Source organism: Marinomonas ostreistagni (assembly GCF_016461785.1).
Lineage (GTDB): Bacteria > Pseudomonadota > Gammaproteobacteria > Pseudomonadales > Marinomonadaceae > Marinomonas > Marinomonas ostreistagni_A.
The window spans coordinates 1-26,289 of sequence record NZ_JAEMUH010000015.1; the positions used below are offsets into that span (position 1 = coordinate 1).

Consider the following 26,289-nt stretch of genomic DNA (forward strand, 5'->3'; position numbering starts at 1 on the left):
ACAAGGCGAATGTCGGGAGTTCGAACCTCTCCACACCCACCATCTTATTCCTTCCATGAAATTCTATTTTAAATTCCTGTTTTTATTAATTTATCCACCCTCTCATTAAGGCTTTCTCGCGGATATGATGTCTGTGATGTCCCGAAAGATATGCCATAGAGCACTAAAATTGCGTCATGCAAAAAACAGCCTCAACAGCTGAGATGCCTACGGCTATTGTAGGACCTCGCTGCGCGAGGGAAACAAGCCTTCGCGGCTATTGTGATCTCCCGAAAGATATGTAAAAGATCCACTAAAGAGTGATTAGATGCTACTAAGTTGTATATAGCGGGAAAGAAACGCTGAAATACCGATGAACAGAAGGCTAGGGCATGTACTCTGACTTTTTTGCATTTTAGGCGAGTGAAAACGTCCCACCTATTTTTAGCGCCGAAAGGCTACTTTAACCGCATCATTTGGCACAAAGCTTAAAAGCTCTAACGCTATAGGTAATAGAGATTTCTAACGTTTTATGTGTCCAATTCAATTTAATAGAATCGGATGCTCTAGATTAAACGTCTTTACAGACCCAAACAACCTACCAATCACTGCTTGATCAAGCGCTTCGCTTGGCTGTAGATGCTGCTCTTTGTACTCTTTAGCTACGCTATGGTGCTTTTGTCATTCGGCGTCTTTTGAAGATGCGATTCTGCTAGCTGCTGATTTAAGGGATAAAGCTGATACTACGGCTGCTGTCTATGGCCAGATAGTGGGTGCATTTAAGTCGGCAAAATGGGAATATTTTGCCGACTTAATCTTATTTTACTTTTTAAGCTGACTTCTCACCCTTATGCTCTTCGTCAGCGTCGTTTTCCCCAGCTTCATCATCCTTATTCCATAATGTATCAGGAATGACGGATTCAATGTCTTCAGCGTGCTCTGGTGTTTTTTCAGAAATGTAATCCACTACGCTATGGATGGTTTGTTCTAATTCACCTTCTTCTGCCAGGCGATCCGCGTAACGCATCTCTTCAAGGTTTGTGGCAGCTGTGGTGACATAGGCCTCAGCGATGTCCATGACGGTTTCAGGGTGCTCTTCAACAACCGTCTCGGCAGCCGCTTCGAAAATTTCTAAACTGTGCTCAGGATCGGCGTTAGTAATCATAGCTGTTAGTTCTGGTAGGTCTTCGTAATCTGCTTCATCAAATACCTGTGCGACAAATTCAGTGGTCGACCCCGAGGCGTTTGTGATGATCGTCTCGATCAATTCATGTTTATGATTTGGGTGGAATTTGAGCAGTCGTTGGTAGAGTTCTGAAATATCAATGCCATCTATATTGGCCAACGCTTTGGCAAAATCTAATATTTGTTCTGGGTACGAGCGAGCTAAGATACTGACCATTTTCAACGCTAATTGCGGTTGTAACTGCGCAATATCGACGGCAATTTCCACTTCGTGACTCAGTGTTGAGTGGTCAACGTACTCAGTACGAGGGTCCAATTCGCTACTGACCCACCCCATGGCAGCACCTTGAGCAACGAAGGCTTCTTGCTCTTCAACAGGGATCGACTCGCGCATTTTACTGCGGTAAATAACAAACAGTGCAAACGCTAATTGAATGACGCCTAAAGCAATAAAGAAAAAGTCGATGCCGATGTATTCCATGATCAGACCAATGATATAGGGCCCAATAATCCCGCCCGCAGCATAGATAATAATGATCGCTCCGATGGCACCACTCATTTGATTTTGTTGCAGTCGGTCGAAGGTTTCAGAAATACCAAGAGGGTAGAGGCTCGAGACAATGCCACTGCTGATACTGATCAAAACCAACGCGGGGATAAAGAAGTCCAACTCCAGAATGGCTGGTATGGCCAAAGTGCAAACGATTGAAAATATTACCGTGTATAGAATAACTTTGCGGCGCTCAAACCGGTCAGCAAAGTAGCCAATCGGAAATTGCAGTGCAACCCCACCGATGATGGCGGCACCTACCAGTAGCGATAGGTTAATACCTGAAATGCCTTTGGAGTCCGCGTATACCGATAACATGCTAAATAGGGAGCTTAAAATAAAACCACAGACTAATACGGACGTTGCACCGACTGGAGACGTACGAACAAGCTGAAGAAGAGGCATCGGAACGGTATCTTCTACCTGTGGCGCTGTTGCCTTACTAATCGCAATAGGAACTACACCACCGCATAGCAGTAAGCCGGCAATAATGTAAAGCGTTGCATGCGTTACATCGGAAAGGTTGACGACAAATGAGCCTAAAAACATGGATAGCAAAACAACAATTTGGTTGGTCGCCAAGATTCTTGAACGCGTCTCTGAAGTAGAACGTTCACTCAGCCATCCATCGGAGACAATGTTGGTCGCAGCAATACAAAAGCCCATTAAAATGCGCATGATTGCCCATACCCATTCGTTGAACCAAAGAAAACACACAAGAATGCTGATCGCAGCAAGGGCGGCAGAGGCTGTGTACATGCGAATGTGCCCGACTCGCGACATGATGCGTCGAGTGAATATTCCGCCTAAGAGCAGCCCAACAGAAAACATCGACATAATCAAACCAATGTTACCAGTATTCACCTGCTCGTAATTCAAACGTAACGGAAGAAGAACATTGATTAGGCCATGGCTGATATAAATGAAAAAGCCGCTGACGAATAAAGCCAATAAAGAAAGTAGCATTGCCGACATAAAGATTAAGCCCTGAGATCACTAAAGAGTTATCAGTGATTTCGTGAAAAACGTGTATGTGTGAATTTACGAAAGTGATAGAGGCTAACGAGTAATGAAGCCCTTATCCAGTAAATGTCGTGCAACTAATGTGGCTATTTATATGATGTAGTGATGACTCTGAATTCACCCAAAATAATAATCGGCATAAAAACACACCAACAAAGTAAAAAGTCGCTACAACAATGTTCAAACTTTAATTTCAGAATCTGTAAGATTTTTATTGTTCAAACGTCTACTCTAAAGTCCTTGTTGTTTTGCTCACTAAATCGAGCTTGTGTGGAGATGTTGATGAAGAAGGCAATCTTATTGGTGTTAATCGCAGCTCTGGTGGCGCTGTTTTTCTATTTTGATGTACACCATTTACTAACGCTCGAAGGCCTGAAAGCAGGTTTGAACCAGTTTGAATCTTTGCGTTCTGACTCCCCTATGCTGGTTGCGGGTGTTTTCTTTGTGTCGTATGTACTGGTCACTGCGTTGTCGCTTCCTGGAGCGGCGATTATGACGTTGGCGGCGGGAGCGCTGTTTGGGTTAGGTGTCGGTACATTACTGGTGTCTTTTGCAAGCAGTATTGGTGCAACGCTGGCTTTTTTAGTGTCTCGTTACCTTCTTCAAGAAACGGTACAAAAGCGTTTTGGTGACCGCTTAAAAGCCTTTAACGAAGGGATAGAGAAAGATGGGGCGTTTTATCTTTTCACCCTTCGCTTAGTACCAGTCTTTCCATTCTTTTTGATTAACCTACTGATGGGCTTAACCAATATCCGTGCGATCACCTTCTATTGGGTGAGCCAAGTGGGTATGTTCGTTGGCACGTTGGTTTATGTCAACGCAGGTACACAGTTGGCTCAGCTGGATAGCCTTTCAGGTATTTTGTCGCCTTCGTTGCTATTCTCCTTTGTGCTATTGGGTGTGTTTCCTTTGATCGCCAAAAAAGTACTGGCGGTTGTTAAGGCAAAGCATGTCTACAGCGGCTATCAAAAGCCTAAAAAGTTTGACCGCAATATGATTGTCATTGGTGCAGGTGCTGGTGGTTTGGTCAGTGCCTACATTGCGGCAGCGGTGAAGGCGAAAGTGACACTAGTGGAAGCCCATAAAATGGGAGGTGACTGCCTAAATTACGGTTGTGTACCCAGCAAAGCCATTATCAAGAGTGCCAAAATCGCCAAGCAGATTCGTCATGCTGATCAGTATGGGTTGGAAGCAGGCACACCTCGCTTTTCATTCAAACAAGTTATGGCACGAGTGCATGAGGTTATTGCGAAAGTAGAGCCCCATGACAGCGTTGAGCGTTACACAAAATTAGGCGTCGACGTGGTGCAGGGCTACGCCAAGATCATTGACCCTTGGACCGTTGAGATCCAACTAAATGAAGGTGGTAGCCAACGCTTAACGGCACAAAGTATTGTATTGGCGACAGGGGCACGTCCAGTAGTGCCTGCCATCACTGGTTTAGAAGAGGTTGGCTATTACACCAGCGATACCTTGTGGTCTGAATTTGCCAAATTTAATGAGCCGCCAAAGCGTTTAGTGGTGCTAGGAGGCGGTCCAATTGGCACTGAGTTGTCACAGACCTTTGCTCGTTTAGGTTCAAGTGTTACGCAAGTTGAGCGTTCAGAGCGCATCATGATTCGTGAAGATCAAGATGTTTCTGAACTGGTTCAGCAAAGTTTACGCGAAGATGGCGTCAACATCTTAACCTCGCACCAAGCTGTACGCTGTGAGAAAGAGGGGGATAGTAAATACTTGATCGTTGAACAGGGCGGGCAGGAAAGCCGTATCGAATTCGACGCACTGATTTGTGCCGTCGGCCGTGAGGCACGATTAGAAGGGTATGGACTGGAAAATCTAGGCATCGAGACCCGAAGAACCATTGTCACGAATGACTACTTAGAAACATTGTATCCAAATATCTTTGCGGCTGGTGATGTGGCAGGGCCTTATCAATTTACTCATGTAGCAGCGCACCAAGCGTGGTACGCATCGGTAAATGCTTTATTTGGCTCTTTCAAAAAATTTCGTGCGGATTATCGAGTGATTCCATGGGCAACCTTTGTGGACCCAGAAGTGGCGCGTGTGGGGTTAAATGAGCAAGACGCCAAAGCCCAAGGCATTGACTACGAGGTCGTGCGCTATGGTATTGATGATTTAGATCGTGCCATTGCTGAGAGTGCTGAAGTTGGCTTTGTAAAAGTGCTAACCGTCCCAGGTAAGGACAAAATACTAGGTGTCACCATTGTTGGACAACATGCGGGCGAGATCCTACCTGAATTCGTTTTAGCCATGAAACACGGTTTAGGTCTGAACAAAATATTAGGGACCATTCATACTTATCCAACTTGGGCAGAGTCCAATAAATACGCTGCTGGTGAGTGGAAACGTGCTCACGCTCCAGAAAAAGTATTGAGCTGGCTGGAAAAATATCACGCGTGGCGTCGAGGTTAGGCAAATGAAAGCATGGCTTATTGCACTCTTGTTCAGTCTTGGCTTTTCCAGCAATGTGTTGGCAAGCAATGCTTTTGATCACGGTGGTTGGGATCAACTACTGCAAAAACATGTGCGACTGATCGATAAGGGTAAAGCCAGCCAAGTGGACTATCAGGGCTTTATAGAGAGTAAAGACGCTCTAGTGCAGTACTTAAAGCAGCTAGAAAATGTGGATCAGCAAACATTCGAGAGTTGGCCTAAGAACGATCAACTGGCTTTCTTGATCAATGCCTACAACGCTTGGACAGTACAATTAATTTTAACCAAGTGGCCTGATTTAGAATCCATTAAAGACCTTGGTGGACTGTTTCGCTCACCATGGCGCAAAGCGTTTATTCCTCTTTTGGGGCAGGTTCGTTCACTTGATGAGATTGAGCATGAGTTGATTCGAGGCTCAGACCGTTACCAAGACCCTCGTATTCACTTTGCTGTGAACTGCGCCAGTATCGGTTGTCCTGCGTTGGCAAATGTTGCTTATCAAGGAGACAGCCTTGAACAGCTCTTAGAACTGCAAACTCGATTGTTTTTAGCCGATCGTTCGCGAAATCGACTGGACGGCAAGACGTTGAAGCTTTCGTCGATTTTCAAATGGTACAAAGAAGACTTTGAAAAAGGTTGGCAAGGCTATGACTCCCTTGAATCCTTTTTAGTCCATTACAAAGAGGTCCTGTCATTACCAGAAAGCAGTGTGCAAAGCCTTATGCGTGGGGATTTGAAACTGTCATTTCTGCGCTATGACTGGGGGCTAAATGGTGTGGATCGCTAAAGCTCGCCTTAGCTTGGGCGGCAAACATGAGTCGAGAGAAAAGATAAAAAAGAGGGCAGATATATGAAATGGCTAATCAGTATTTGTTTGACATGTTTTAGCATGATAGCGCTGGCGCAAGCGCCCATTTCGACCAGTTTTTTTAGTAATAAAGCATTAGATGGTTACGACACAGTGGCCTACTTTACACAAGGACAGGCTATAAAAGGAAACCCTGAATGGTCGACAAACTACAAGGGCGCTGAGTGGCATTTTTCTAAAGTAGAACATTTGCAGATGTTTTTGAAAGAACCAGAAAAATACGCTCCGCAGTATGGCGGCTATTGCGCTTGGGGCGTTTCGACGAAAAGTGATTTCGCGCCGTCTGATGCAACTCAGTGGGCTATCATCAAGGATAAGCTTTACCTAAATTATAACGAAAAGGTAAAGCAACGTTGGAGTGAAAACCCACTGAAACACATTCAAATTGCAGATGAGAATTGGCCAGCACTCACACGTGAATTTAGCGAATAAGTGCTGGCTCGTCGTTAATTCTGCTGAATCAGTACGTTATCGAAGAAAGCGTTGATACCTTGAACATCATCCAGTGGTAGTACTTCGGCGACATATTGATCAGGTCGAACCACCACTACACAGCCCTGATTGCGATCAATACCACGCATATCGTAGATGTCCTTACCTTCTTTCAATGGAGCGCAGTACACTTTCTCGTAGTCCTTTAGCCCAAACTTACCTTTTTGTGGGGTGAGTAATGGATCGAGTTGTGATCGTTCTAATTCATGGTGATGGCATTGGAAAATGGCTCTGATATCGATCACGGAATCAATGTCTGCACCATTTGGTGTAAAGCGATTGACTGGCGACGATGGGTCGTTGACCAGATAGTCTGCAAGTTTTCTCACACCACAATCATCTGACATAGGCGCTTGCTGGCCTGCAAACAAGTACATGCGATAAGCGCCATTTACAGTATGACAATGACCTAATTGCACTGGTTTGGCGTCCCCATGACGAATGACATTCGCAGAATGGAAGCGCAGTCCTACTTTGAGCCCTGTTGCCAGATTGTCATGGGTGCCTGATCCAATCACGTCAGAAGGGCGGTATTGGATCGAAACCCCAGCAGTATAGCGACCAAATAACTTAAAGTAGCGCTGAAACTCTGCTGGATCAACGCCATCAGGGTGTTCAGCAGATTTAGGCTTTGCGCTAAACATAGCTGACCACTCACGGTCAAAGTCGATTAATGCTTGCCCATATTCATGACGTTCTTGGGAATAGCTTGAAAGTAATCTCTCCGGCGCTAAGCCTGTCAATACGTGAGCCAGTTTCCAACCTAAGTTCCAGGTGTCCATCACCGATGTGTTAAGGCCTTGGCCAGCTTTGGGACTATGGGTATGACAAGCATCTCCAGCCAAGAAAACACGAGCGGAGCGCTCAGCGGTAGCATCGTCAAAGGCTGTGGTGATACGCTGACCGATCTCGTAGACGCTCCACCAAGCTACGTCTTTCACATCCATGGTATAAGGAGCTATGATTCGATTGGCAGCCGCAACAAGAATATCTGACGTCATCTGATCTCGTGCAACGCGCTCGTTCTCTTTTAATTTGTCCAATTCCACATAGATACGGGCCATGTAGCCCCCTTCGCGTGGAATGATCAACATATTGCCTTCTTTGTTCGACTGAATCAGAGACTTCAAACGAATATCAGGGAAGTCTGTATTCAAGAGGACGTCCATGACACCCCAAGCTTGGTTCAACGCGTCACCAACCAACTTATGGCCAATAGCGGTTCTGACTCCAGAGCGCGCACCATCACAGCCAACGACGTATTTGGCTTTTACGGTTTCAATTTCTTGATTGAACTGGGAGTAATTCACCATGCGTTCAAGTTTTACTGTAACAGGGTACTCGCTATCGTCTTCATTGACCTCTAACCCTAAAAATTTTCGCTGATAGTGAGGCTCTATTTTTCCTGGAGCTTGACGCATAACCCGAAGGAACTCATCGTGAACTCGTGCTTGGTTGATGATCATGTGAGGCATTTCTGATAAGTCTTCCTCAACGTCTTCAACTTTACCTGTACGGGAAATATGCTCAGGGTTCTCAGCATCAGGCTTCCAAAAGGCTGCTTCATTGACCTGATAACCTTCCTGAATGATTTGATCGGCGAAACCATAAGCTTGGAACATTTCTACCGTTCGACAAGCAATGCCATCTGCTTGCCCAACGAGCAAACGATCATCTTTAATATCAACGATTGCGGTTTTGATTTGACCAAACTGGGATAACTGAGCCGCCAGGTTTAAACCCGCTGGCCCACAGCCAATGATTAAGACATCCACCTCAGCAGGCATTGGGCGCTTGATCGGTGGCGCAACCACTGCATCTTGTGGGTCACTAAAGCGAGGGTCTCCAGGGTGAAAACCATTGACGTGATACTGCATCGTAAGACTCCTTTATTGTTCTGATTGCCTCGATGCCTTTACTGTAGTTCATTCTTTGGTATAGGTAATAATTGGTTTTTGTTATCAGATTTAAAATAAACGCATATCTAGGATGTAAGAGATTTATCGGTAATATTACTTATTCGCGTTGCGAAGGCTTCTTCTCAGCTTTTAACTGAAAAGAAGCCTTTGTTAATAACAGCGGATGCTGAAATAAACAGTAGTGTTTAGAACGGGTAGTGCTGGTTCGGGTCTTCAATCGTAATCCAACGCAGGTCGGTGAACTCTGCTATCGCTGCTTTGCCACCAAATCGGCCGTATCCCGAATCTCCGACGCCGCCAAAAGGCATGTGCGGTTCATCTGCGACGGTTGGGCCATTGATGTGGCAAATGCCACTTTGAATAGCATTTGCGCATGCCAGTGCGCGATTAATATCTTGCGAAAATACCGCCGCGGATAGACCGTATTCGGATTGATTGGCGACTTGGATGGCCTCTTGATCACCGTTAACTCGAATAATGGATTTCACTGGACCAAAGCTCTCTTCTGAGAAGATACGCATTTCTGGGTTAACATGATCCAACAGGGTAGCGGAGAACATAGAACCATTAGACTCTCCACCACAAATCACAGACGCGCCTTTGCCTGTGGCATCGGCAATGAGTTCATGCATTTTTTCAGACACATTCGGATTTACCAAAGAGCCTAAGACGACATGATCACGAGGGTTGCCCCATGGCAATTGTGATGCTTTAGCGGTTAGCTTTTCAACGAAAACATCAGCAATGGCTTCGTCTACGATCAGACGCTCAGTGGACATACATATTTGTCCTTGGTTCATAAAAGCACCAAAAATGGCGGCATTTACGGCGCCATCGATGTCCGCATCGGAGAGGACAAGTAGCGGCGCTTTACCACCCAGTTCCAGCAAGGCTGGCTTCAAGTTTTCTCCCGCTAATCGGCCAATAATTCGACCCACTGGACTAGACCCAGTAAAGTTCACATGGCGCACTTGCGGTGCTTCGATCAGGGTTTTAACCACTTCAGCTGCATCTTCTGGGGCGTTTGAAAGTATATTCACGGTGCCTGCTGGGAAACCTGCTTCGATAAAGCAGTCCACGATCAATCGGTGAGTTAACGGGCAAAACTCAGAGCTTTTTAAAATCACGGTATTACCGCAGGCCAATGGCGTTGCAATAGCGCGAGCACCCAGAATAACAGGAGCATTCCAAGGAGCCATCGCTAAACAAACACCCTTCGGCTTATAGACAGACATGGCTAGGGTGCCTGGCTTGTTAGACGGGATTACTTCGCCATTGATCTGAGTGGTCAGTGCCGCGGCTTCTCGAATATGGCCTGCGGCAAGCGAAACGTTGAACCCTGCCCAAGGGCCTGTCGCCCCGGTTTCGGTAATCATGGCGGCAACAAATTCTTCGCTTTTGCTGTCCATGATATCGGCAGCTTTATTAAGTAATGCACGTCGTTCGGCAGGAGTTGTGTTGCTCCAAGACGCGAATGCAGTGTGTGCCGCAGCAACTGCTTCGAGGGCATTTTCTTTCGATGTGGCTGCAGCTTGAGAAGCAATCTCACCAGTCACAGGATCAAGACGATTAAACGTTTTATTCTGGCTTGCGGCTTGGTCTTTACCGCCAATATGTAATAACACAGCCATCTAATATCTCCTTAAAGCTCTAATAGTTCTTTGTTAACAACGGCTTCGAGTCCACCATCGGTTGCTAAATTGTGGCCATTGATCCAGCGAGAGCCGTCGGAGCATAAAAAGCAAATAGTGGGCGCAATATCAGAAGGCGTGGCTGCACGCCCCACTTTTGCAATATCTGCGTCCACCCGAGCATTGCCTAATACGGCTCGAAACTCGTTCATAATTGGGGTTTGGACGGGACCAGGAGAAACGGCGTTAACACGTATCCCTTTGTTTTTGAAAAGGCTTTCTTGTGAGGCAAGTTGAGTCCAAACCAATAGTGCTTCTTTTGAAATAGGGTAGCCAAGATCATTAGGAACATCATTCTTGGCAAGAAACGATGACATGTCTTCTGGGAAACCTGAAGTAGTGGCGATCGCAGAAGCACGTTGAGTATTGGCTCGCCAACCATATCCCGCAATTGAGGCAACGTTTACGATACTTGCTCCGGTATGCATCTTCGCCGTTAGTCCTTCGGAAAGCAGTTTAAGTCCGAAAAAGTTAATCCTTAGGGTGATATCGGCGCCCGAATCACCAGATACTCCAGCCACATTACAGAGAGCGTCAATTTCATTGGGCAGAGCATCAATGATGCTCTGTACGCCATCTACAGTTGCCAGATTTCCCTCAATGAATGTGCCAATAGGGTATTTGGGCTGATTAATGTCGATGCCATAAACATTAGCCCCTAATTGACTCGCAAGCTCAGCGGTTCGTGCACCAATACCACTGGCAACGCCTGTAATCACGATGTTTTTTCCAAATAACATATTTATCTCCTTACTTATATTTATTGTGCTAACTAATTCCACGATGGGATGTTTATTAGAGGGTTATCCAACGTAGTTCAGTGAATTCATCGATGCTTGCATCGCCACCAAAGCGTCCATAGCCGCTGGCCTTTAGACCACCAAAGGGTTGTTTGGGATTGTCTCTTACGGTGGATGAATTAATGTGGCAAACACCTGATTCAAGACGCTGGGCAATGCTTTGAGCTAAGGCTTGATCTTGACTAAATATGGCGGCAGCTAAGCCATATTCGCAGTCGTTGGCCAAACTAATGGCTTCGTCAACGGAATCAACTGGATAGATGCCAGCAATAGGGCCAAAGCATTCTTCGGAGTAAATCCGCATCATAGGAGTGATGCGGTCGATTAATGTCGCATCGATAAACTGACCTTGTATGGCGCTTCCAGTTAGCAGACGAGCACCTTGATTTATGGCATCTTCAATCAGTTCAGAAAGTCGTTGGGCGATGGATGGGCTAGCAACGGGGCCAAGCTTACAGTCCTTGTGATTAGGGGACTGTGCTTGTAGTCGTTGCGCTTTCTCAACTAAGAGGGTGGTGAAATCATCCGCAATCGCTTGTTCAACAATGATACGGTCAGTGGCCATGCAAATCTGGCCCTGATTTAAAAAGGCGCCGTGAATAACGGCGTTGCAGGCTTGCTCCATATCTGCGTCTTGCAAAATGATCACGGGGGACTTTCCTCCTAGCTCCAACAAGCAGCGCTTAAGGTTTTGCGCCGCCATACCTGCAATAATTCGTCCGACACGCGTGGATCCAGTAAAGTTAATACGTCGAATTGCCGGACTGGAAATCAGAAAGCGAATCACATCTTCCGAGTGCTCGGGGGCATTATTGATCACATTCAGAACCCCTGCTGGAAGGCCCACGGCATGAAGCAGCTCGGCGATCAGAAGGTGCGCCTCTGGAGACATGTTCGAGGCTTTAAATATCACGGTGTTACCAAAGATCAGCGGGAAAATAATCGCTCTCATGCCCAGTGCAATCGGTGCATTCCACGGTGCAATGGCTAAACAAATGCCAGCAGGTTGACGTAAGTGATAGCCGTCTTCGGACATCTGTGAAGGCGTGTTAATAGGGTGTTTCTGAGCTAGCTCTATGGCGGCATCGATAACGTCGATGCAGACTTTAAGATTGAAATGGATCCAGTCATGGGTGGCGCCAATTTCATTACGCATGGCGTTGGCGAACCGTTCACGAAAGCTTGGTAGGAGCTGTTTCGCTTGTTGGAAAATTTGGATACGTTTATCTAATGACAGGCCCGCCCAAGATTCAAAACTGCGCGTTGCGGCAAAGATCATTTGTTGCGCATCCCGTTTATTGCCATCTGCAACACAACAAGCCGGTAACTGAGTTGAGGGGTTTAATCGCTCAAAAAAATGACCGTCCAGGGAGGGTCTAAATTCGCCATCAATGAACAGATTCACTATTTTGTTTTGCTGCTTGTTAGCCGTCACTGAATGCGCCATGGAACCACCTTTACCTTATTAATTTTTTTATTGGATGATGATTAATGATCAGATTAACAACTAATACTCTTTAAAAATTGTTAAATTATGGGTTAATTATGATTTTTAATGGGTATTTTGGAGATTGAATTGATACAAGAGATTGTCGGTACCAGAATTCACTTTGAAAGTTTCGTTGCAGGGTTACAGCCCCGTAGCCACTCTCTGAATAGCGCAGATAAAAGAATGCTTTACTATTTTGCGGTGCAGCATGATGGGCATTCTGTGATTCGCTATGATGAACAATCCTACACACTACAGAGTGCTAGTGTGGCAATCATTTCACTGAATGGCTCAGCTAAGTTAGACATTCGCGGTGGAAGTCAACTGTGGCTGATTGGGTTTGATGAGGCATTGCGCTCTATGATCATCGGCAATGAAGTCGACGGGCCTAAAATCAAACAATTACTGCAGCAACCAAGTCTCTTGTCGTTAAGTGCGAACGAGCTTGAGAGGACTTTTATTCCGCTTATTCAGTTGTTTGAAAGCGAGATTAAAGAAGACAAGAAACGTTCTTTGGTGATCTTATCCTCTTTGTTGAGGGTTCTATTGCTACAAAGTCATAGGGTTTTACAAGATCATTCGAGTGTAACTTTTGAATCCAATGATGAAATACTGGTACAACAGTTTCAGCAGTTGATCGAAGTATGTTTTAAACAAAGAGCGCCGCTAACTTATTACTGTGAGCAGATGAATATCACCTACGATAGGTTGCATGATGTATGTCGACGCGCACTCGGCAAAACACCGAAAGAATTAGTGAGTGAACGGACCCTCATGGATGCCATTTACCGACTTAAAAAATTACCGGATTCGATACAGACCATTTCAAACGACCTTGGCTTTTCCGATTCCAGCCAGTTCAGTCACTTCTTTAAGAAAATGGTGGGGTGCTCTCCTAAGCAATATCGCCGACAGCAAAAAGAAAGTCATCAACTTTCCCCTGTCTCCAAACTGGCCGACTTTTCGGATTGGCCATAGATTTAGCATAATTATTAAATCTGTCCCTACTAATTATTTAGTTTTTTGTGCCTGTGTCGGTTTTCTAAGCTTAACTAATATGGTCCTCATCATAAGACGATGAGGTCATCAAATGATCCAAAGATCCACTAAAGATCTTAAGCGAATCAGTCTGGACCCACGATTTCCTCTCGTATTTTTAAACCGTCATCCGACTTTATAAATGAAGAGGAAATAAAGAATGGGATTAGATTTAGTCACTGTTTGGACTCTAATTATTAGCTTCTGCCTAATAATATATGTCTTAGTAGATGGTTTTGACTTAGGTATTGGTCTTTTGTTCTTGGGTGTCAGGAATAAGCGTGAGCGCAGCTCAATGGTGAACTCAGGCACGCCTTTTTGGGATGGTAATGAAGTGTGGCTGATAGCAGGGGGGGCGAGTTTGATGGTTGCGTTTCCTTTGGCATTCTCAGTTATTCTTGAAGCGCTTTATATTCCATTGCTGGCTATGACATTCGGTCTCGTTCTTCGCGGTGTGGCGTTAGCGTTACGCTTAAGATCCGCGCCGACGAATTATGGAGCTTGGGATATATTGATTTGTATTGGCTCACTATTAGCAACCTTTTTCCAAGGTGCGGTGATAGGGGCTGTGGTCCAAGGGTTCGCTGTTGAAAATAATCAATACGTTGGTGGTGCATGGGATTGGCTGAGTTGGTTCAGTATTTTAACCGGCCTCAGCTTACTTCCCGCTTATGCGTTACTCGGGTCTACTTGGCTATTGATCAAATCAGAAGGTGAGCTTTATGAAAAGATGCGTTACTACTCTCATCATCTATTGGTTTGGCTAGGCTATGCCATGACTATCATTGTCTTAATCACACCGTTCTTAACCGATGCATTAAGAGAGCGTTGGTTAACATTACCGAACTTTTTCTATATGGGCTTTGTGCCAATGTTAGCGTTAATGGTGTACACGTGGGTTTACTATGTTATCCGCTTCTCTCCATGGAGAAGGTGGCCATTTGCCATTGTTCTACTGTTGCTCGCGCATGCTTACTTCATTCTGATTACTAGTTTATGGCCACATATTATTCCACCAAGTATTACTACTCATGAAACAGCTGCGTCTGTGCCGGTTTTGCGTTTAGCGTTATGGGGAGTTGTTGTATTTGTGCCAATTATTTTGGGATATACCGGTTGGGTCTATCGTGAATTTCTAGCCAAGTTACTTGATAAATAGGTCAGTAACTAATGATTACTTAGCAATATTCAGAATGGCTAATTCAGCTGTACTAATGGTCTTGTCACGATCTGAAAGGCATGCAAAGTCATTAGAATGCTGATTTTACAAACCTTAAGTTAGGCTCTTTCCGGTTTCGTAGGAACAATATGTACCAATATGATGATTATGACCGTGCTCTAGTGGCTGAGCGCGTCGAACAATTTCGTGACCAAGTTACTCGCTATCAAAATGGTCAGCTAAGCGAAGACGAATTTTTACCATTGCGTTTGCAAAATGGCTTATATTTGCAAAAACACGCTTATATGTTGCGTGTTGCCATTCCTTATGGCGTGTTATCCGCGAAGCAGCTACGTGCATTGGCGCAAGTCAGTGATACCTTTGATAAAGGCTATGGCCATTTTACGACACGTCAAAATATTCAATTTAACTGGGTGAAGTTACCTGAAGTCCCTGACTTACTTGCCTTCCTAGCCGAGCATGACATGCATGCCATTCAGACTTCGGGCAATGTGGTTCGCAATGTCACCACAGAAGCCTTTGCTGGCGTGGCGGAGGACGAAGTGTATGACCCTCGAATTTTTGCCGAGATTATTCGTCAGTGGTCGACGATTAATCCAGAATTTTTGTTTTTGCCGCGCAAATTCAAAATTGCCGTAAGCGCATCGGAGGAAGACCGTGCTGCGGTTCGTATTCACGATGTGGGGCTGTATTTATTTCGCGATAGCGACGGTGAACTTTACTTTAAAGTCATGGTTGGCGGCGGTTTAGGCCGAACACCGTTTATCAGCCAAACCCTGAATGAGAAGCTTCCATGGCGCGATCTGCTGACCTACCTTGAAGCCGTTTTACGGGTATTTAATCGCTACGGTCGTCGCGACAGCAAATATAAAGCGCGTATTAAAATTCTGGTGAATACGTTGGGTATAGATACGTTCAAGTCTGAAGTTGAGCAAGAGTTTCAGCAAATTCCTAAAGACATCAATGGACTGACAGATAATGAGTTAAGTCGAATCGCTTCGCAATTTTTACCTGCAGTCTATGAAACTCTAGGTGAAACGGATTTAGAGTTTGCCACGCATTTGCAAAATAATGAGGCATTTTCAGATTGGTACGATTTGAATGTACGCTCCCATAAAGTGTCCGGCTATCGCTCTGTCGTTATCTCCACCAAGTTTCCTAACAACATCCCAGGGGATGTAACCAGCGTACAAATACGTGGTATTGCTGACATTGCTGAGCGGTTTGGTTTTGGCGAAATTCGCGTGACCCATGAACAAAATTTGGTATTACCCGACATTCCAAAGTCATCCCTCTTTCAAGTATGGGGAGCGCTTAATCATATTGGTTTAGGGCTGGCGAATCATGCTCTATTATCAGACATGATCGTTTGTCCGGGGGCCAGTTACTGTAACTTAGCGACGGCTCATTCCTTCCCAGTAGCCGAGCAGGTGGTCAACGCATTTACCCTTGAAGAGCAACAGGACATTGGCCCGGTTAGCATGAACTTGTCTGGCTGCATCAACTCATGTGCTCATCACCATATCGCCAACATAGGAATGCTGGGGTTGAACAAAAGCAAAACGGATCATTACCAAATTACTTTGGGAGGATGCCAAGGAACAGACAGTCGCTTAGGTAAAGTGTTGGGGCCAGCTATTGCTGAGTCAGACTTGCCCGAAGCAATCCGTACCATAATGGACGTGTATCGCAAATATCGAGAAGTGGATGAAACCTTTATCCAAACGGTTGACCGTATGGGTCTAGAACCTTTCAAAGAAGCACTTTATCCGGAGGCTAAAGGATGAAAAATGTCATTATCATTAGTGATGGAGAAGCAAGGGTAGACCTTAATGATTCGTGGCAGTTCGGGCAAGAAGACGAGCAGATAGATCGCTCCGTTCGGGTTGATGAGATCTCTACATGGCTTGAACATTCAGCATCTGGTCGTAGTCAGGGTGTGTTGATTCAGAAAGAAGAAGAGCTTGAACTGATCGCACCACATTTAGCCAACATCACCATGATTGCCTTAACGTTTAAAGACTTTAAGGATGGTCGTGCTTACAGCTTGGCTTATTTGCTGAGAACTCGCTTTCACTTTAAAGGCGACTTACGTGCAGTTGGGGACGTGATGCGAGACCAGCTAAGCCTCATGCGCCAATGCGGCTTTACGAGTTTTGCGATCAAAGAAGGCAAAGAACCCTTTGACGCCTTAAAAGGCATCAAAGGGCTGTCGGTGACCTACTCAGGAAGTGTCAGTAATCCTGCGCCACTGTTTAAACGAGTGAGGCGTTACTGATCTGTGAGTAACGTCTGAAACAATAAGTGAAGCGCTGCTCGTCGGCGCTCCGTTATCGGTTGCGAGAAGCTAAGGCGCATGTGGTTTTTGTACAAACCATGGGCTGAGAATAATACTCCTGGAGTCAGTACGATGCCTTTTTCCAGAAGGACCTTATAGCTTTGCTGAGTATCGATATGGTCGGGTAGTTCGACCCAACAGCTCAATCCACCATTAGGCTTGGTGAATTTGATTTGAGTGCCCCAGTTCCTCTTAAGCTCCGCTAACAATTGATCCCGTTGCTCTTTTAGCTGTTGACGATGTTGGTTCACATATCGCTTGAAGTGCCCTTGGCTGATGAATTCTGCGAGCCCCTCTTGCACGGCTTGGGGGCTGGCCAGTTGCGTGATTAGCTTAAGTTGAACGATTTTGTGATGCAGTAATCCGCCAGCAATCCAGCCAATACGTAATTCTCTCGATAGGCATTTCGAGAAGGATCCGCACAGAATCACACGACCTTCATCACAGACGCTTTTAATCGGTGGACATAACTCACTACGAAAGCGTAATTCGCCGTAAATATCGTCTTCGATAATATAGAAATCATGCTGATTGGCGAGTTTTACCAAGGCTTTCATATTCGCAAGCGGCATTTTGGAACCGGTTGGCGTATGGAAGTTTGGTGTGACAATACAGGCTTTGATCGGCCAGTCTTGAATTTTCTCGGCAAGCTCCTGTAGATCTAATCCTTTATTGGTGTCGGATGAGATTTCGATTACGTGCAGCCCGAGCTGCTCAAGTTGTTGCAGTGCGCCGTAAAATGCTGGGGATTCAATGGCTACAGTGTCGCCTTTCTGACAAGTCGCCATCAAAGCAAGAAATAGGGCATGCTGACATCCTGAAGTGATGCATAAATCATCAACGCTTAGACTTGTTTCACGTTGACGGTATAGGTCAACGATAGCGCTACGCAGACCCACATGCCCCTTTGGCTCGTCATAATAGTGAGCTTTTTGTTCTGGATGAGAGCGAGACGCTTTGCCGATCATTCGATTCAAGTTAATCAAATGCTGCGCCGCCGGAGTCGAGCCGTCACTGGGCAAGATATCAAATGCAGCGCTGCGGGACATAATGTCACGGAAAATGTCCGGTACGTTTACTTGTGCGGGGATTGAGGGCGTTGACACTTTTTGCGGAGTGTTGAAATCCGCACCGCTTTCTGCCACAAAATAGCCACTCTTAGGGACGGCATAGACCAGTTGATCCGCTTCGAGCTTATGCAGAGCGTGAATGACCGTTGCTTTGGATAGCTCGTGCTGCTTACACAGAGTTCGAACGGAAGGCAGTTTTTCCCCTATCTTGTAACGGCCAGTTTGAATCTGTTGGCGTAACAACACTTCTAGAGCTTCATAACGAAATGTGCCCACTGCGATACCTTCTTAATTTTTTATCTGGGTCTAGTTTAGCGTATTTTTTTTGCATTTTACTAATCTGTGTCGCCCTTTTTATGCAGGGCTTACATAGAAAAACTGTCTTGAAAGCATGAGTTAAATCAAGCTAAGACTGAACAATCACTGTGCCCATTTATTTGCGCTCTATCTGTGTCTAATTCTCAAATTTTATCCCTTTAGAGTGGCCTCAATATTTCGTTGAGGTCCTGTTTATGCAAAAGATCCCCTTAAAAGATACTACTTATAACGAAGGCAAGATTTATGTACGATTGATGAGTGGTCGTTTTCAAACTCTGCGTCGCATCATTAGTTGGCCCATGTTGACGGCTTTTTTTCTTTTGGCTTGGTTACGCATAGATGGCGAGCCATTGTTGATGTTTTCCTTTTCTAACCACCGCATTTTGATTTTTGGCTTGGAGCTATCTTGGTACGACTTACAGCTATTAGGCGGGCTCTTGATTGCTGGGGCGACCTTTTTATTTTTTCTCTCCATGCTGGCAGGGCGGGTATGGTGTGGGTTTGCTTGTCCACAAAGTGTCTGGGCTTGGATCTTTATTCGCATCGAGGACAGGGTAGAAGGCAAAGCCAATCGACGGGCCAAGCAAGATAAGCAGCCCTTACAAACCAACGTACTCTTAAGACGCTTAGTTAAACACGGACTATGGCTATTGGTCTCTGTGCTGACGGCGGTTTCGTTTACGGGCTACTTTATCGACGTTTACGAACTGCTTGATGAGGCTATGCAGTTTGAATTGCCGATCTATGTGGTGGTGTGGTTGTTAACTGTCATCGGTTTTACCTACCTCAATGCAGGATTGATGCGAGAGCAAATTTGTCTCCATGCCTGTCCTTATTCCCGGTTCCAATCGGTGATGTTGGACCAACACAGTAAAGTGGTTTCTTATGACACCCATCGAGGTGAACCGCGATCAATAAAACAGAGCGTTAATCAATCTCAAAAAGGAGATTGCGTGGATTGCACGCTCTGCATTCAAGTTTGCCCAGTGGGTATTGATATTCGCCAAGGCTTACAAGCCCCTTGCATCAACTGCGGTGCCTGCATTGACGCCTGCGATTCGGTCATGAAAAAACAGGCGAAACCATTGGGCTTAATTCGCTTCGCCAGCGAATCAGAACTGGCGGGGAAGCCTTACCAGCTTGTTCGTCCACGACTCGTCGGTTACTTGACTGTAATGCTAATTGCTTTATCCGTGGTGGCCTATGGCTTTACACAAACCACTGATTTACTGGTGGAGTTCAACCGAGAACGGGATGTTATGTACACAGTTCAAGGGAACGGTGAAATCTGTAACTTCTATAAAGTGAAGGCGGAAGTGTTTAACTTAGATGCATCAAGTCTACATGTCGCGGTACAGCCGTCACATTACAAAGTGTACGGTAAAACGGATATTGAGCTTACATCAGGGGATGCCTATTGGCGAGCGGTCAGACTTTGCACCGACCAACCTACACCAGGTAAATCCGATATTACAATGCTGTTTACAGCTGAAGCAGTCACTTTAAGTAAACCAACGACGTTCTTTGCGCCTCACTAAGGAGCCTTCCCTCGTTTTACTCATACTAATAAGAACATTACGCAGTTGCTTTTCTTGCTCATCCTACGTAAGTTGTTCGCTCTATTAGGTCGTACTTAGGTACAAGTCGTTTTTTTGACTTGGGAAGTTGGTGAGCCGCTGTGCAATCCCAACACTGCCCCCGCAACGGTAAATTGGTAACGTCGATTTTAAATGCCACTGTGTGTATTTCACATGGGAAGGTAAATCGACTGTGATACAAAGATCACGCTGATGAGTCCGGATACCAGCCTAGTAGTGGTTTACCATGGTGTTGCGGAGGGCTTCACCGAGTAATGATGCATTAGCTGACAATACTTTTCCTCCCAACTCCGACTATTTATTTTTGTTGGAGAAATTTTTGTGTTTAAAAACATCGCGCTAACGGCTGTAGCAAGCGCTGCGCTTTATTCTTCTGTTGCTTCGGCACACTTTCAAATGGTGTACACACCAGAATTGCTGCGAGAAGCTGGCGGCCCCATTTCATTGAAATTGCCTTTTACTCATCCTTCTGAAAGTGGCCATGTGATGGCGGCCGATGAGCCGGAAGCGTTTTACGTGGTTAAAAAGGGCAAAAAAACAGACCTTCTCGATACGGTTAAACCCAGTCAATGGACCAGTGCAAGCAACACAGGCTCGTCTTATGAAGCACAGTATTCATTACGTGGCTTAGGGGATTATGTCTTTATCTATGAGATGGCGCCTTACTACGAAGCATCAGAAGACATCTATATTCAGCAGATTAGCAAATCAATTGTGAACGTTGGTAGCTTGCCAACCGACTGGAATGAGGACTTTGGCCTAAAAGCGGAGATCGTACCACTGACCAAACCTTATGCGATTTATGAAGGTGGCACGTTCACTGGCGTTGTGCGCAGTGAAGGGCAGCCTGTGCCATTCGCTGAAATTGAGGTGGAATACGTCAACTATGAACCTAATTCTGACACAAATGCCTTTGCCAGCGAGGGGAATATCGAGCCACCCGCTGATGCCTTCATTACAATGACCATTTTCGCGGATGCCAATGGTACGTTTACCTTTGGGATTCCTAAAGCGGGTCAGTGGGGATTTGCGGCCTTAGGTGTGGGTTCTGAAACCGAATACAAAGGCAAAGAGCTGTCCCAAGATGCCGTCATCTGGGTGCAAGCTCATGCTATCAAATAATAGGATTAAGGTATGCATATTGTAGACGGAGCGTTATCCGTTCCCGTCTTAGCCATCGGCGCCGTGTTAACGGCGGCCGGTGTGGCTTTAGGCTTAAAGAAGATGGATTATGACCACCTTCCGCAGGTGGGCGTATTGTCAGCTGCATTTTTTATTGCCTCTTACATCCATTTACCGATTGGTTTTTCGAGTGTGCATTTGATTCTTAACGGTTTAATCGGATTGGCACTTGGGTGGGCTGCGTTCCCTGCGTTATTGATTGCGTTATTCCTGCAAGCCGTTTTCTTTGGCTTTGGCGGTTTTGTCGTGTTGGGTGTCAACACGTTGAATATCGCGTTACCTGCCGTGCTGGTTTACTACGGTTGCCGCTATGGTATTCAATCCAGTTCCCCGAAAGTGGCTGCCATATGGGGGGCAATCGGCGGTGCTGGAAGCATTATCCTGACGACCTTAATGGTCGCCGTGTCTTTAATGCTATCGGGAGAAGGGTTTGCGTTGGCTGCCAAAGCGACGTTTATCGCACATATACCAGTGATGATCATCGAAGGTTTTGTGACGGCATCAGCGGTGCTGTTGATCCGAAAAGTGAAGCCTACTTTCCTTGGATTGGATGAGGAGCGTGTCTATGGCTAGATGGCGATTCATTCTGACGGTCTTGTGCATGTGCTCGTCTTTTATGGTTCAAGCACACAATGTGATCAGCGGTGTGTATGCGATAGGCTCAACCATTGAAGGCGAGATCGGCTTTTCAAATGGTGACATGGCGGCTGAGGGCACAGAAGTGATTGTGTTCGATTCCTTGGGGAATGAGTTAGGGCGTGTGAAAACCGATGCTGAAGGATTGTTTGCCTTTGAGGCGAAGAAGCGTATTGATCACTTTTTCTATGCCAACATGAGTTCAGGGCATGTGATGGAAGAAATGCTACCCGCAGACCAACTGCCGGAGTCTTTGTCGGGAGACGTTATTAGCGCTGAGAATAGCGATACGAAGCAGGCATCCAAGGCGACTTCAATGTCTACCTCAGGGATGGATCAAGCTGAGCTTGAGGCCATGATTGAAAAAGCCGTGGCGAAACAAGTGAAGCCGTTACGCCAAGAATTGATGCAGTATCAAGCGAAAGCTGGGATGCAAGATATATTAGGCGGCATTGGTTACATCTTTGGCCTATGTGGCTTAGGGATTTGGTGGCGCCAGCGTCAAAAAGAGAAACAGGAAAAGGCAAATGCCTGAGTTTCTGGAGCACAGCGGCACCTCTTGGCAAGGTCAAAAAGTTAAACATCACCGTTCAATCGTGGATCATATAGATCCTCGCTTGCGGGTGGTGATGGCTTCCTTGTTTGCCCTGATCACCGTGTTATCACAGAGCTTTTTAAGCCTATGTGTCGCGGTCGGCGTAGGTTTGCTGTTAGCACTTCTCGCTAGATTGAACCTAAAACGCACCTTACGTCGAGTGTTGGCGATGGATATGTTTATGATTTTTCTGATCATATTGTTGCCTTTTACAACACCTGGAGAGACTTGGTTCAGCATCTTAGGTCTTTCAGCCAGCAAGGAAGGTTTTCTCCATGCTGTCGTGATTCTATTGAAAGCGCATGCTGTGGTACTAACGCTGTTAGCGCTTATTGGTACACTCAGCGCCACGGTGCTCGGACATGCTCTAGCACGCTTACGCATTCCGGATAAACTGGTGCACTTGATGCTTTTCACAGTGCGCTATTTAGAAGTCATTGGGCAAGAGTACAAACGTATGCGACGCGCTATGAAAGCTAGAGCCTTCGTATTACGTACAGATCGACATACATGGCGCTCGATAGGCTACTTAATCGGCATGCTATTGGTCCACTCATTGGAACGCTCAGAACGTATCATGGATGCTATGAAGTGCCGCGGATATCAAGGCAAGTTCTATTTATTTGACGATATGCGCTTGAGCCAGAAAGACCTGACTTTCAGCCTTATTTTTACACCTGTTTTGTGTCTATTGATCGGATTAAATTTTCTATGAGCAGCGACGAATCTTTTTTCAAAGTAACTGGTTTAAGCTATCGCTACCCGAGACGGGGTGTGGTGTTAGATCAGGTGGATTTTGAATTGAAAAGAGGAGAGCGAGTAGCGCTCACTGGGCCAAATGGTGCGGGTAAGACGACTTTTTTACACTTGTTAGTAGGCTTAAAGAAGCCCAAAACAGGCCAGATTTGGGCGTTTGGTAAAACGCGAAATGACGAAAAAGAGTTTGTGGAGGTGCGAGCAAGGGCTGGGTTTTTGTTTCAAGATCCAGATGACCAATTGTTTTGTCCGACGGTGTTAGAAGATGTGGCATTTGGCCCGTTGAACTTGGGCAAGTCACGGACAGAAGCTTTGCAGATTGCTAAAGATACATTGACCTCACTTGGTATGGCTGGGTTTGAAGAAAGGATCACTCACCAACTTTCAGGCGGTGAAAAGCGCATGATAACTCTGGCCGCCGTCTTAGCAATGGAGCCGGATGTGTTATTGCTAGACGAGCCAAGTAATGCCCTGGATGTTAAAGCCCGTCAACGTTTGATCGATACGCTTCTTAGCTTGCCTCAAGCCATGGTCATAGTGTCCCATGATGCGGATTTTGTTGATCAGCTATCTACCCGTGAACTGCGTCTTGAGAACGCAGCACTAATGGTTATTTAAGCAGCCTTCATATGGGGCTACCAAATCGGTTAGCCCCTTTTTCTATTCTAGAAACTATCGTTTCTTCCCACCTTTGCCTTGTACGGCTTTAAATCGTGGATTTGATTTACAAATTACGAATAGTCGACCACGGCGTTTTACCACTTGACAGTCTGGGTGGCGCTTTTTAGCCGTTTTCAGTGATGACAAAACTTGCATTAACGTGCTCCTTTTAACTGACGAGAACCAAAGCGACGTTTGAAGTTTTGAACACGTCCTTCCAACTGTGTGGCACGTTGCTCACCAGTGTAGACCGGATGAGAGGCCGAGGAAATATCAATGGTGTGGTAGGGGTAGGTGTTCCCGTCCTTCCACTCAATTGTCTGTGAAGTTTGTAGCGTAGTTTTGATTAGGAAATAGGTGTCTACGCTGGTGTCATGAAATACGACTGTACGGTATTCCGGGTGAATGTTTGAACGCATAGGGTGCCTCCTTGAATGATTTAATTATGTTATATCATAACATCTATTATGTAAATGATAATCGATATCATTAATTGTTTGGTATCTCTGTCGTGACATCAGTATTTTTGAAGGAGGAAAAATTTGATGATTAAGCTATAAATAACAAGAGACTTTGTTTTTATAAATTTTCATAGATGTTTTTTTGAAGTGACTTTTTATGCCTTTATCTCAGTCCTACTGTGTTGCATTACAACCCATATGCGACCTAAATATGGTCCATGTAGCGGATGAACTTCTTTATCGATCTGCATCATCGACTACTAAGGCAATTATTAATAACGAGTTAGAAGCCACGGCAAGGGCTTGTAATGCGGCTTTCTATGAAACCGGTATTGAAAACCTCTGCGGCAGTGGTAAGTTATTTTTTAACGCCCCAAGAGAATGGTTGCTAAAACCTGAGCTACTGCCTCCGTATCCAGAACAAGTTGTCATTGAAGTACTAGAAACAGTTGAGGGTGACGAGGATATTCTCACAGCTCTTCGGCATGTAAAGGCACTTGGTTATCAAATCGCTTTAGATGATTTTGTTCTTAATGAACAAACACGGCCATTACTTGAGGTAGCTGATATCATCAAACTTGATATGCTAGATGCTCAGCAAAAGAGCAATATTGAGCTATACCTAGATCAGGGCATTACATTGCTTGCGGAAAAAGTTGAAGACGTTGCGATGTTTGAACGTTGCAAAGAGGTAGGGTTTACACTTTTTCAAGGCTATTTCTACGCTAAGCCAGAGATCAAAAGTGCGACATCGGTCGACCGCAGCGGCAATGCAAACGTCAGGCTTGAAATTCTCAACGAGCTTTATGTATGTGATGTTGATTTAGAGAAAGTAGAGAAGTTGTTGGTTTTAGAGCCTCAGTTAGTGGTTCGCTTGTTAAAAATGATGAATTCAGCTCAGTATAAACGAGCGAATGTGATCAGTAACTTACATCAGGCATTAACTCTACTGGGGTTAGAAAAGCTACGAACCTTAGTGAGCACGCTTGTCCTAGCCAACGATGACCCATGTAGGATGTTATTACTGCCAAAAGTTTTAACCCGTGCTGCTATGTGTAGGGCTTTGGCTGAAAATGAATTTAAATCCAATTCAGATGAAGCATTCTTAGTAGGGATGTTATCGATGGCTGACTTAATGTTAGGCCAGCCAATTAATAAAGTTTGCGAGCAATTACCGATTAATCAAGATAGCGTGGAGGCTCTTATCAGCCACAAAGGTAAGCTAGGCAGCATACTCAACTTAGTGAAAACATTTGAAAAAGCCGATTTGCATTCCGCTAATGGAACGACGGTCGACAAACTAAATGGTTATTACTTGGACAGCCGGAGCTGGGCTATGACAATGCTAGCAGGGCTTTACGATTAGAGTTGCTGGAATTCAGTCGCGATACGGTCAACTTGGCCCCAATCAGTGAATTGAATTTCACCATTACCGATCTGTTCACCACTCATTTTAAAGATCAGTTTGATCATAAAACGATCGAAGATGCTATTGTTAGCCAAGTGCAGTTTGCCTGCAAAAACGGCTTCAATGTCTGCATGAATACCCGTTTTATGCTTGAGTTTTATAAAATATGGGTTGTTTGAAGGTAAGCATTTGTTGGTTTTTCTGGCGGTGGCATTAACGCTAAATAACAACGTCTTTTTTGTACTGAGTAAGGTCTCCTGTTCGATTAAAAAGTGTTCAAATTCTGGCCGATGTTTACCATAACGAACGCTCCCGCCCAAAATAACCTTTTCATAGTTCGCTAAATCAACCGCTGTCGCGTTATAAATATCGATTAAGGTCACATCGTGATCGGTCTTGATATGTTCGCCAATACGCTGGCAAATTCTTTTAGTCTGACCATCAACACTTGAATAGAGTGCGAGTGTTTTTATCATCTCGGATGCCTTTTAATGATTTGATCGCCAAACCAAGCCTTTGTCTATGAGGCTTGGTTTGGCATCCAAATTATCCAACACTATGTATCAGAAATCGTAAGCCGTAAGCAATTATGCTAAGGC

Annotated in this window: 24 protein-coding genes and 1 riboswitch; of the genes, 15 read left to right on the forward strand and 9 right to left on the reverse strand. The window is 45.3% G+C overall.

Annotated elements, in window-relative coordinates; all coding sequences use genetic code 11:
• Positions 1 to 628: 628 nt before the first annotated feature.
• Positions 629 to 817, forward strand: a complete 189-nt coding sequence (locus JHD44_RS14940; RefSeq protein WP_199463571.1) for an ADP-ribosylglycohydrolase family protein — start codon at positions 629 to 631, stop codon at positions 815 to 817.
• Here the strand turns inward: JHD44_RS14940 and JHD44_RS14945 are convergent.
• On the reverse strand, positions 809 to 2,689 hold the full coding sequence (locus JHD44_RS14945) for an MFS transporter (protein ID WP_199463572.1): 1,881 nt from the start codon (positions 2,687 to 2,689) through the stop codon (positions 809 to 811). The two genes, JHD44_RS14940 and JHD44_RS14945, sit on opposite strands and share 9 nt — an antisense overlap.
• Before the next feature lie 330 nt (positions 2,690 to 3,019).
• On the opposite strand from JHD44_RS14945, the gene JHD44_RS14950 reads away from it, so the two are divergent.
• The 3 genes from JHD44_RS14950 to JHD44_RS14960 all read left to right on the forward strand — a co-directional run bounded on the left by JHD44_RS14950 (position 3,020) and on the right by JHD44_RS14960 (position 6,491).
• On the forward strand, positions 3,020 to 5,170 hold the full coding sequence (locus JHD44_RS14950; protein ID WP_199463573.1) for an FAD-dependent oxidoreductase: 2,151 nt from the start codon (positions 3,020 to 3,022) through the stop codon (positions 5,168 to 5,170).
• A 4-nt stretch (positions 5,171 to 5,174) separates the two neighbouring features.
• Positions 5,175 to 5,978, forward strand: coding sequence for a DUF547 domain-containing protein (locus JHD44_RS14955; RefSeq protein ID WP_199463574.1), 804 nt, complete (start codon positions 5,175 to 5,177; stop codon positions 5,976 to 5,978).
• A 63-nt stretch (positions 5,979 to 6,041) separates the two neighbouring features.
• A complete protein-coding gene (locus JHD44_RS14960; RefSeq protein ID WP_199463575.1) occupies positions 6,042 to 6,491 on the forward strand; it encodes a YHS domain-containing (seleno)protein in 450 nt (149 codons plus the stop codon).
• A 14-nt stretch (positions 6,492 to 6,505) separates the two neighbouring features.
• Here JHD44_RS14960 and JHD44_RS14965 read toward each other — a convergent pair whose 3' ends face one another.
• The 4 genes from JHD44_RS14965 to JHD44_RS14980 form a co-directional block, all read right to left on the reverse strand.
• Positions 6,506 to 8,428, reverse strand: coding sequence for an FAD-dependent monooxygenase (locus JHD44_RS14965; RefSeq protein ID WP_199463576.1), 1,923 nt, complete (start codon positions 8,426 to 8,428; stop codon positions 6,506 to 6,508).
• A gap of 227 nt (positions 8,429 to 8,655) precedes the next feature.
• On the reverse strand, positions 8,656 to 10,101 hold the full coding sequence (locus JHD44_RS14970; protein ID WP_199463577.1) for an aldehyde dehydrogenase: 1,446 nt from the start codon (positions 10,099 to 10,101) through the stop codon (positions 8,656 to 8,658).
• An 11-nt stretch (positions 10,102 to 10,112) separates the two neighbouring features.
• On the reverse strand, positions 10,113 to 10,901 hold the full coding sequence (locus tag JHD44_RS14975; RefSeq protein ID WP_199463578.1) for a coniferyl-alcohol dehydrogenase: 789 nt from the start codon (positions 10,899 to 10,901) through the stop codon (positions 10,113 to 10,115).
• 55 nt (positions 10,902 to 10,956) lie between these two features.
• Positions 10,957 to 12,408, reverse strand: a complete 1,452-nt coding sequence (locus JHD44_RS14980) for an aldehyde dehydrogenase family protein (RefSeq protein ID WP_199463579.1) — start codon at positions 12,406 to 12,408, stop codon at positions 10,957 to 10,959.
• A 129-nt stretch (positions 12,409 to 12,537) separates the two neighbouring features.
• Between JHD44_RS14980 and JHD44_RS14985 the strand changes: the two genes are divergently transcribed.
• The 4 genes from JHD44_RS14985 (at position 12,538) to JHD44_RS15000 (ending at position 16,946) form a co-directional block, all read left to right on the forward strand.
• Complete coding sequence (locus JHD44_RS14985) at positions 12,538 to 13,428, forward strand: AraC family transcriptional regulator (protein ID WP_199463580.1); 891 nt, start codon at positions 12,538 to 12,540, stop codon at positions 13,426 to 13,428.
• Between the two features lie 220 nt (positions 13,429 to 13,648).
• Entirely contained in the window at positions 13,649 to 14,647 is a 999-nt protein-coding gene (locus JHD44_RS14990) for a cytochrome d ubiquinol oxidase subunit II (RefSeq protein ID WP_199463581.1), read from the forward strand.
• Between the two features lie 149 nt (positions 14,648 to 14,796).
• A complete protein-coding gene (locus JHD44_RS14995; protein ID WP_199463582.1) occupies positions 14,797 to 16,455 on the forward strand; it encodes a nitrite/sulfite reductase in 1,659 nt (552 codons plus the stop codon).
• Positions 16,452 to 16,946 (forward strand): DUF934 domain-containing protein, encoded by a 495-nt coding sequence (locus JHD44_RS15000; protein WP_199463583.1) that lies wholly within the window; start codon positions 16,452 to 16,454, stop codon positions 16,944 to 16,946. The genes JHD44_RS14995 and JHD44_RS15000 overlap by 4 nt, the downstream gene beginning before the upstream one ends.
• Here JHD44_RS15000 and JHD44_RS15005 read toward each other — a convergent pair.
• Positions 16,940 to 18,352: a PLP-dependent aminotransferase family protein gene (locus tag JHD44_RS15005; RefSeq protein WP_199463584.1), complete on the reverse strand. Its 1,413-nt coding sequence runs from the start codon at positions 18,350 to 18,352 to the stop codon at positions 16,940 to 16,942. The two genes, JHD44_RS15000 and JHD44_RS15005, sit on opposite strands and share 7 nt — an antisense overlap.
• Before the next feature lie 236 nt (positions 18,353 to 18,588).
• Between JHD44_RS15005 and ccoG the strand changes: the two genes are divergently transcribed.
• From ccoG to JHD44_RS15035, 6 genes are all read left to right on the forward strand, one after another.
• Positions 18,589 to 19,932, forward strand: a complete 1,344-nt coding sequence (gene ccoG / locus JHD44_RS15010) for a cytochrome c oxidase accessory protein CcoG (RefSeq protein WP_199463585.1) — start codon at positions 18,589 to 18,591, stop codon at positions 19,930 to 19,932.
• Between the two features lie 80 nt (positions 19,933 to 20,012).
• Positions 20,013 to 20,221, forward strand: a riboswitch (cobalamin riboswitch).
• Between the two features lie 92 nt (positions 20,222 to 20,313).
• Entirely contained in the window at positions 20,314 to 21,114 is an 801-nt protein-coding gene (locus tag JHD44_RS15015) for a DUF4198 domain-containing protein (protein ID WP_325097108.1), read from the forward strand.
• A gap of 12 nt (positions 21,115 to 21,126) precedes the next feature.
• Positions 21,127 to 21,747 (forward strand): cobalt transporter CbiM, encoded by a 621-nt coding sequence (gene cbiM / locus JHD44_RS15020; RefSeq protein ID WP_199463586.1) that lies wholly within the window; start codon positions 21,127 to 21,129, stop codon positions 21,745 to 21,747.
• Complete coding sequence (locus JHD44_RS15025) at positions 21,740 to 22,345, forward strand: hypothetical protein (protein ID WP_199463587.1); 606 nt, start codon at positions 21,740 to 21,742, stop codon at positions 22,343 to 22,345. The genes cbiM and JHD44_RS15025 overlap by 8 nt, the downstream gene beginning before the upstream one ends.
• Positions 22,338 to 23,120 (forward strand): cobalt ECF transporter T component CbiQ, encoded by a 783-nt coding sequence (cbiQ, locus tag JHD44_RS15030; RefSeq protein ID WP_199463588.1) that lies wholly within the window; start codon positions 22,338 to 22,340, stop codon positions 23,118 to 23,120. Before JHD44_RS15025 ends, cbiQ begins: the two co-directional genes overlap by 8 nt.
• A complete protein-coding gene (locus tag JHD44_RS15035) occupies positions 23,117 to 23,779 on the forward strand; it encodes an energy-coupling factor ABC transporter ATP-binding protein (protein WP_199463589.1) in 663 nt (220 codons plus the stop codon). Before cbiQ ends, JHD44_RS15035 begins: the two co-directional genes overlap by 4 nt.
• Before the next feature lie 54 nt (positions 23,780 to 23,833).
• On the opposite strand, the gene ykgO is transcribed toward JHD44_RS15035, so the two are convergent.
• Both ykgO and JHD44_RS15045 read right to left on the reverse strand, forming a co-directional pair.
• Entirely contained in the window at positions 23,834 to 23,977 is a 144-nt protein-coding gene (gene ykgO, locus JHD44_RS15040; RefSeq protein ID WP_133559425.1) for a type B 50S ribosomal protein L36, read from the reverse strand.
• Positions 23,977 to 24,240 (reverse strand): type B 50S ribosomal protein L31, encoded by a 264-nt coding sequence (locus JHD44_RS15045; RefSeq protein ID WP_199463590.1) that lies wholly within the window; start codon positions 24,238 to 24,240, stop codon positions 23,977 to 23,979. Before JHD44_RS15045 ends, ykgO begins: the two co-directional genes overlap by 1 nt.
• A 199-nt stretch (positions 24,241 to 24,439) precedes the next feature.
• On the opposite strand from JHD44_RS15045, the gene JHD44_RS15050 reads away from it, so the two are divergent.
• Entirely contained in the window at positions 24,440 to 25,648 is a 1,209-nt protein-coding gene (locus tag JHD44_RS15050; protein ID WP_199463591.1) for an EAL and HDOD domain-containing protein, read from the forward strand.
• Here JHD44_RS15050 and hemG read toward each other — a convergent pair.
• Positions 25,645 to 26,166 carry a menaquinone-dependent protoporphyrinogen IX dehydrogenase gene (hemG, locus tag JHD44_RS15055; RefSeq protein WP_199463592.1) on the reverse strand — a complete coding sequence of 174 codons (522 nt, stop codon included), beginning with the start codon at positions 26,164 to 26,166 and terminating at the stop codon, positions 25,645 to 25,647. The two genes, JHD44_RS15050 and hemG, sit on opposite strands and share 4 nt — an antisense overlap.
• Positions 26,167 to 26,289: the final 123 nt, after the last annotated feature.

Excerpts from the sequence above, each read along its gene's own strand:
- JHD44_RS14945 (WP_199463572.1), bottom strand. The coding sequence starts at position 2,689 with ATGTCGGCAATGCTACTTTCTTTATTGGCTTTATTCGTCAGCGGCTTT.
- JHD44_RS14950 (WP_199463573.1), top strand. The coding sequence starts at position 3,020 with ATGAAGAAGGCAATCTTATTGGTGTTAATCGCAGCTCTGGTGGCGCTG.
- JHD44_RS14955 (WP_199463574.1), top strand. The coding sequence starts at position 5,175 with ATGAAAGCATGGCTTATTGCACTCTTGTTCAGTCTTGGCTTTTCCAGC.
- JHD44_RS14960 (WP_199463575.1), top strand. The coding sequence starts at position 6,042 with ATGAAATGGCTAATCAGTATTTGTTTGACATGTTTTAGCATGATAGCG.
- JHD44_RS14965 (WP_199463576.1), bottom strand. The coding sequence starts at position 8,428 with ATGCAGTATCACGTCAATGGTTTTCACCCTGGAGACCCTCGCTTTAGT.
- JHD44_RS14970 (WP_199463577.1), bottom strand. The coding sequence starts at position 10,101 with ATGGCTGTGTTATTACATATTGGCGGTAAAGACCAAGCCGCAAGCCAG.
- JHD44_RS14975 (WP_199463578.1), bottom strand. The coding sequence starts at position 10,901 with ATGTTATTTGGAAAAAACATCGTGATTACAGGCGTTGCCAGTGGTATT.
- JHD44_RS14980 (WP_199463579.1), bottom strand. The coding sequence starts at position 12,408 with ATGGCGCATTCAGTGACGGCTAACAAGCAGCAAAACAAAATAGTGAAT.
- JHD44_RS14990 (WP_199463581.1), top strand. The coding sequence starts at position 13,649 with ATGGGATTAGATTTAGTCACTGTTTGGACTCTAATTATTAGCTTCTGC.
- JHD44_RS14995 (WP_199463582.1), top strand. The coding sequence starts at position 14,797 with ATGTACCAATATGATGATTATGACCGTGCTCTAGTGGCTGAGCGCGTC.
- JHD44_RS15000 (WP_199463583.1), top strand. The coding sequence starts at position 16,452 with ATGAAAAATGTCATTATCATTAGTGATGGAGAAGCAAGGGTAGACCTT.
- ccoG (WP_199463585.1), top strand. The coding sequence starts at position 18,589 with ATGCAAAAGATCCCCTTAAAAGATACTACTTATAACGAAGGCAAGATT.
- cbiM (WP_199463586.1), top strand. The coding sequence starts at position 21,127 with ATGCATATTGTAGACGGAGCGTTATCCGTTCCCGTCTTAGCCATCGGC.
- JHD44_RS15025 (WP_199463587.1), top strand. The coding sequence starts at position 21,740 with ATGGCTAGATGGCGATTCATTCTGACGGTCTTGTGCATGTGCTCGTCT.
- cbiQ (WP_199463588.1), top strand. The coding sequence starts at position 22,338 with ATGCCTGAGTTTCTGGAGCACAGCGGCACCTCTTGGCAAGGTCAAAAA.
- JHD44_RS15035 (WP_199463589.1), top strand. The coding sequence starts at position 23,117 with ATGAGCAGCGACGAATCTTTTTTCAAAGTAACTGGTTTAAGCTATCGC.
- ykgO (WP_133559425.1), bottom strand. The coding sequence starts at position 23,977 with ATGCAAGTTTTGTCATCACTGAAAACGGCTAAAAAGCGCCACCCAGAC.
- JHD44_RS15045 (WP_199463590.1), bottom strand. The coding sequence starts at position 24,240 with ATGCGTTCAAACATTCACCCGGAATACCGTACAGTCGTATTTCATGAC.
- JHD44_RS15050 (WP_199463591.1), top strand. The coding sequence starts at position 24,440 with ATGCCTTTATCTCAGTCCTACTGTGTTGCATTACAACCCATATGCGAC.
- hemG (WP_199463592.1), bottom strand. The coding sequence starts at position 26,166 with ATGATAAAAACACTCGCACTCTATTCAAGTGTTGATGGTCAGACTAAA.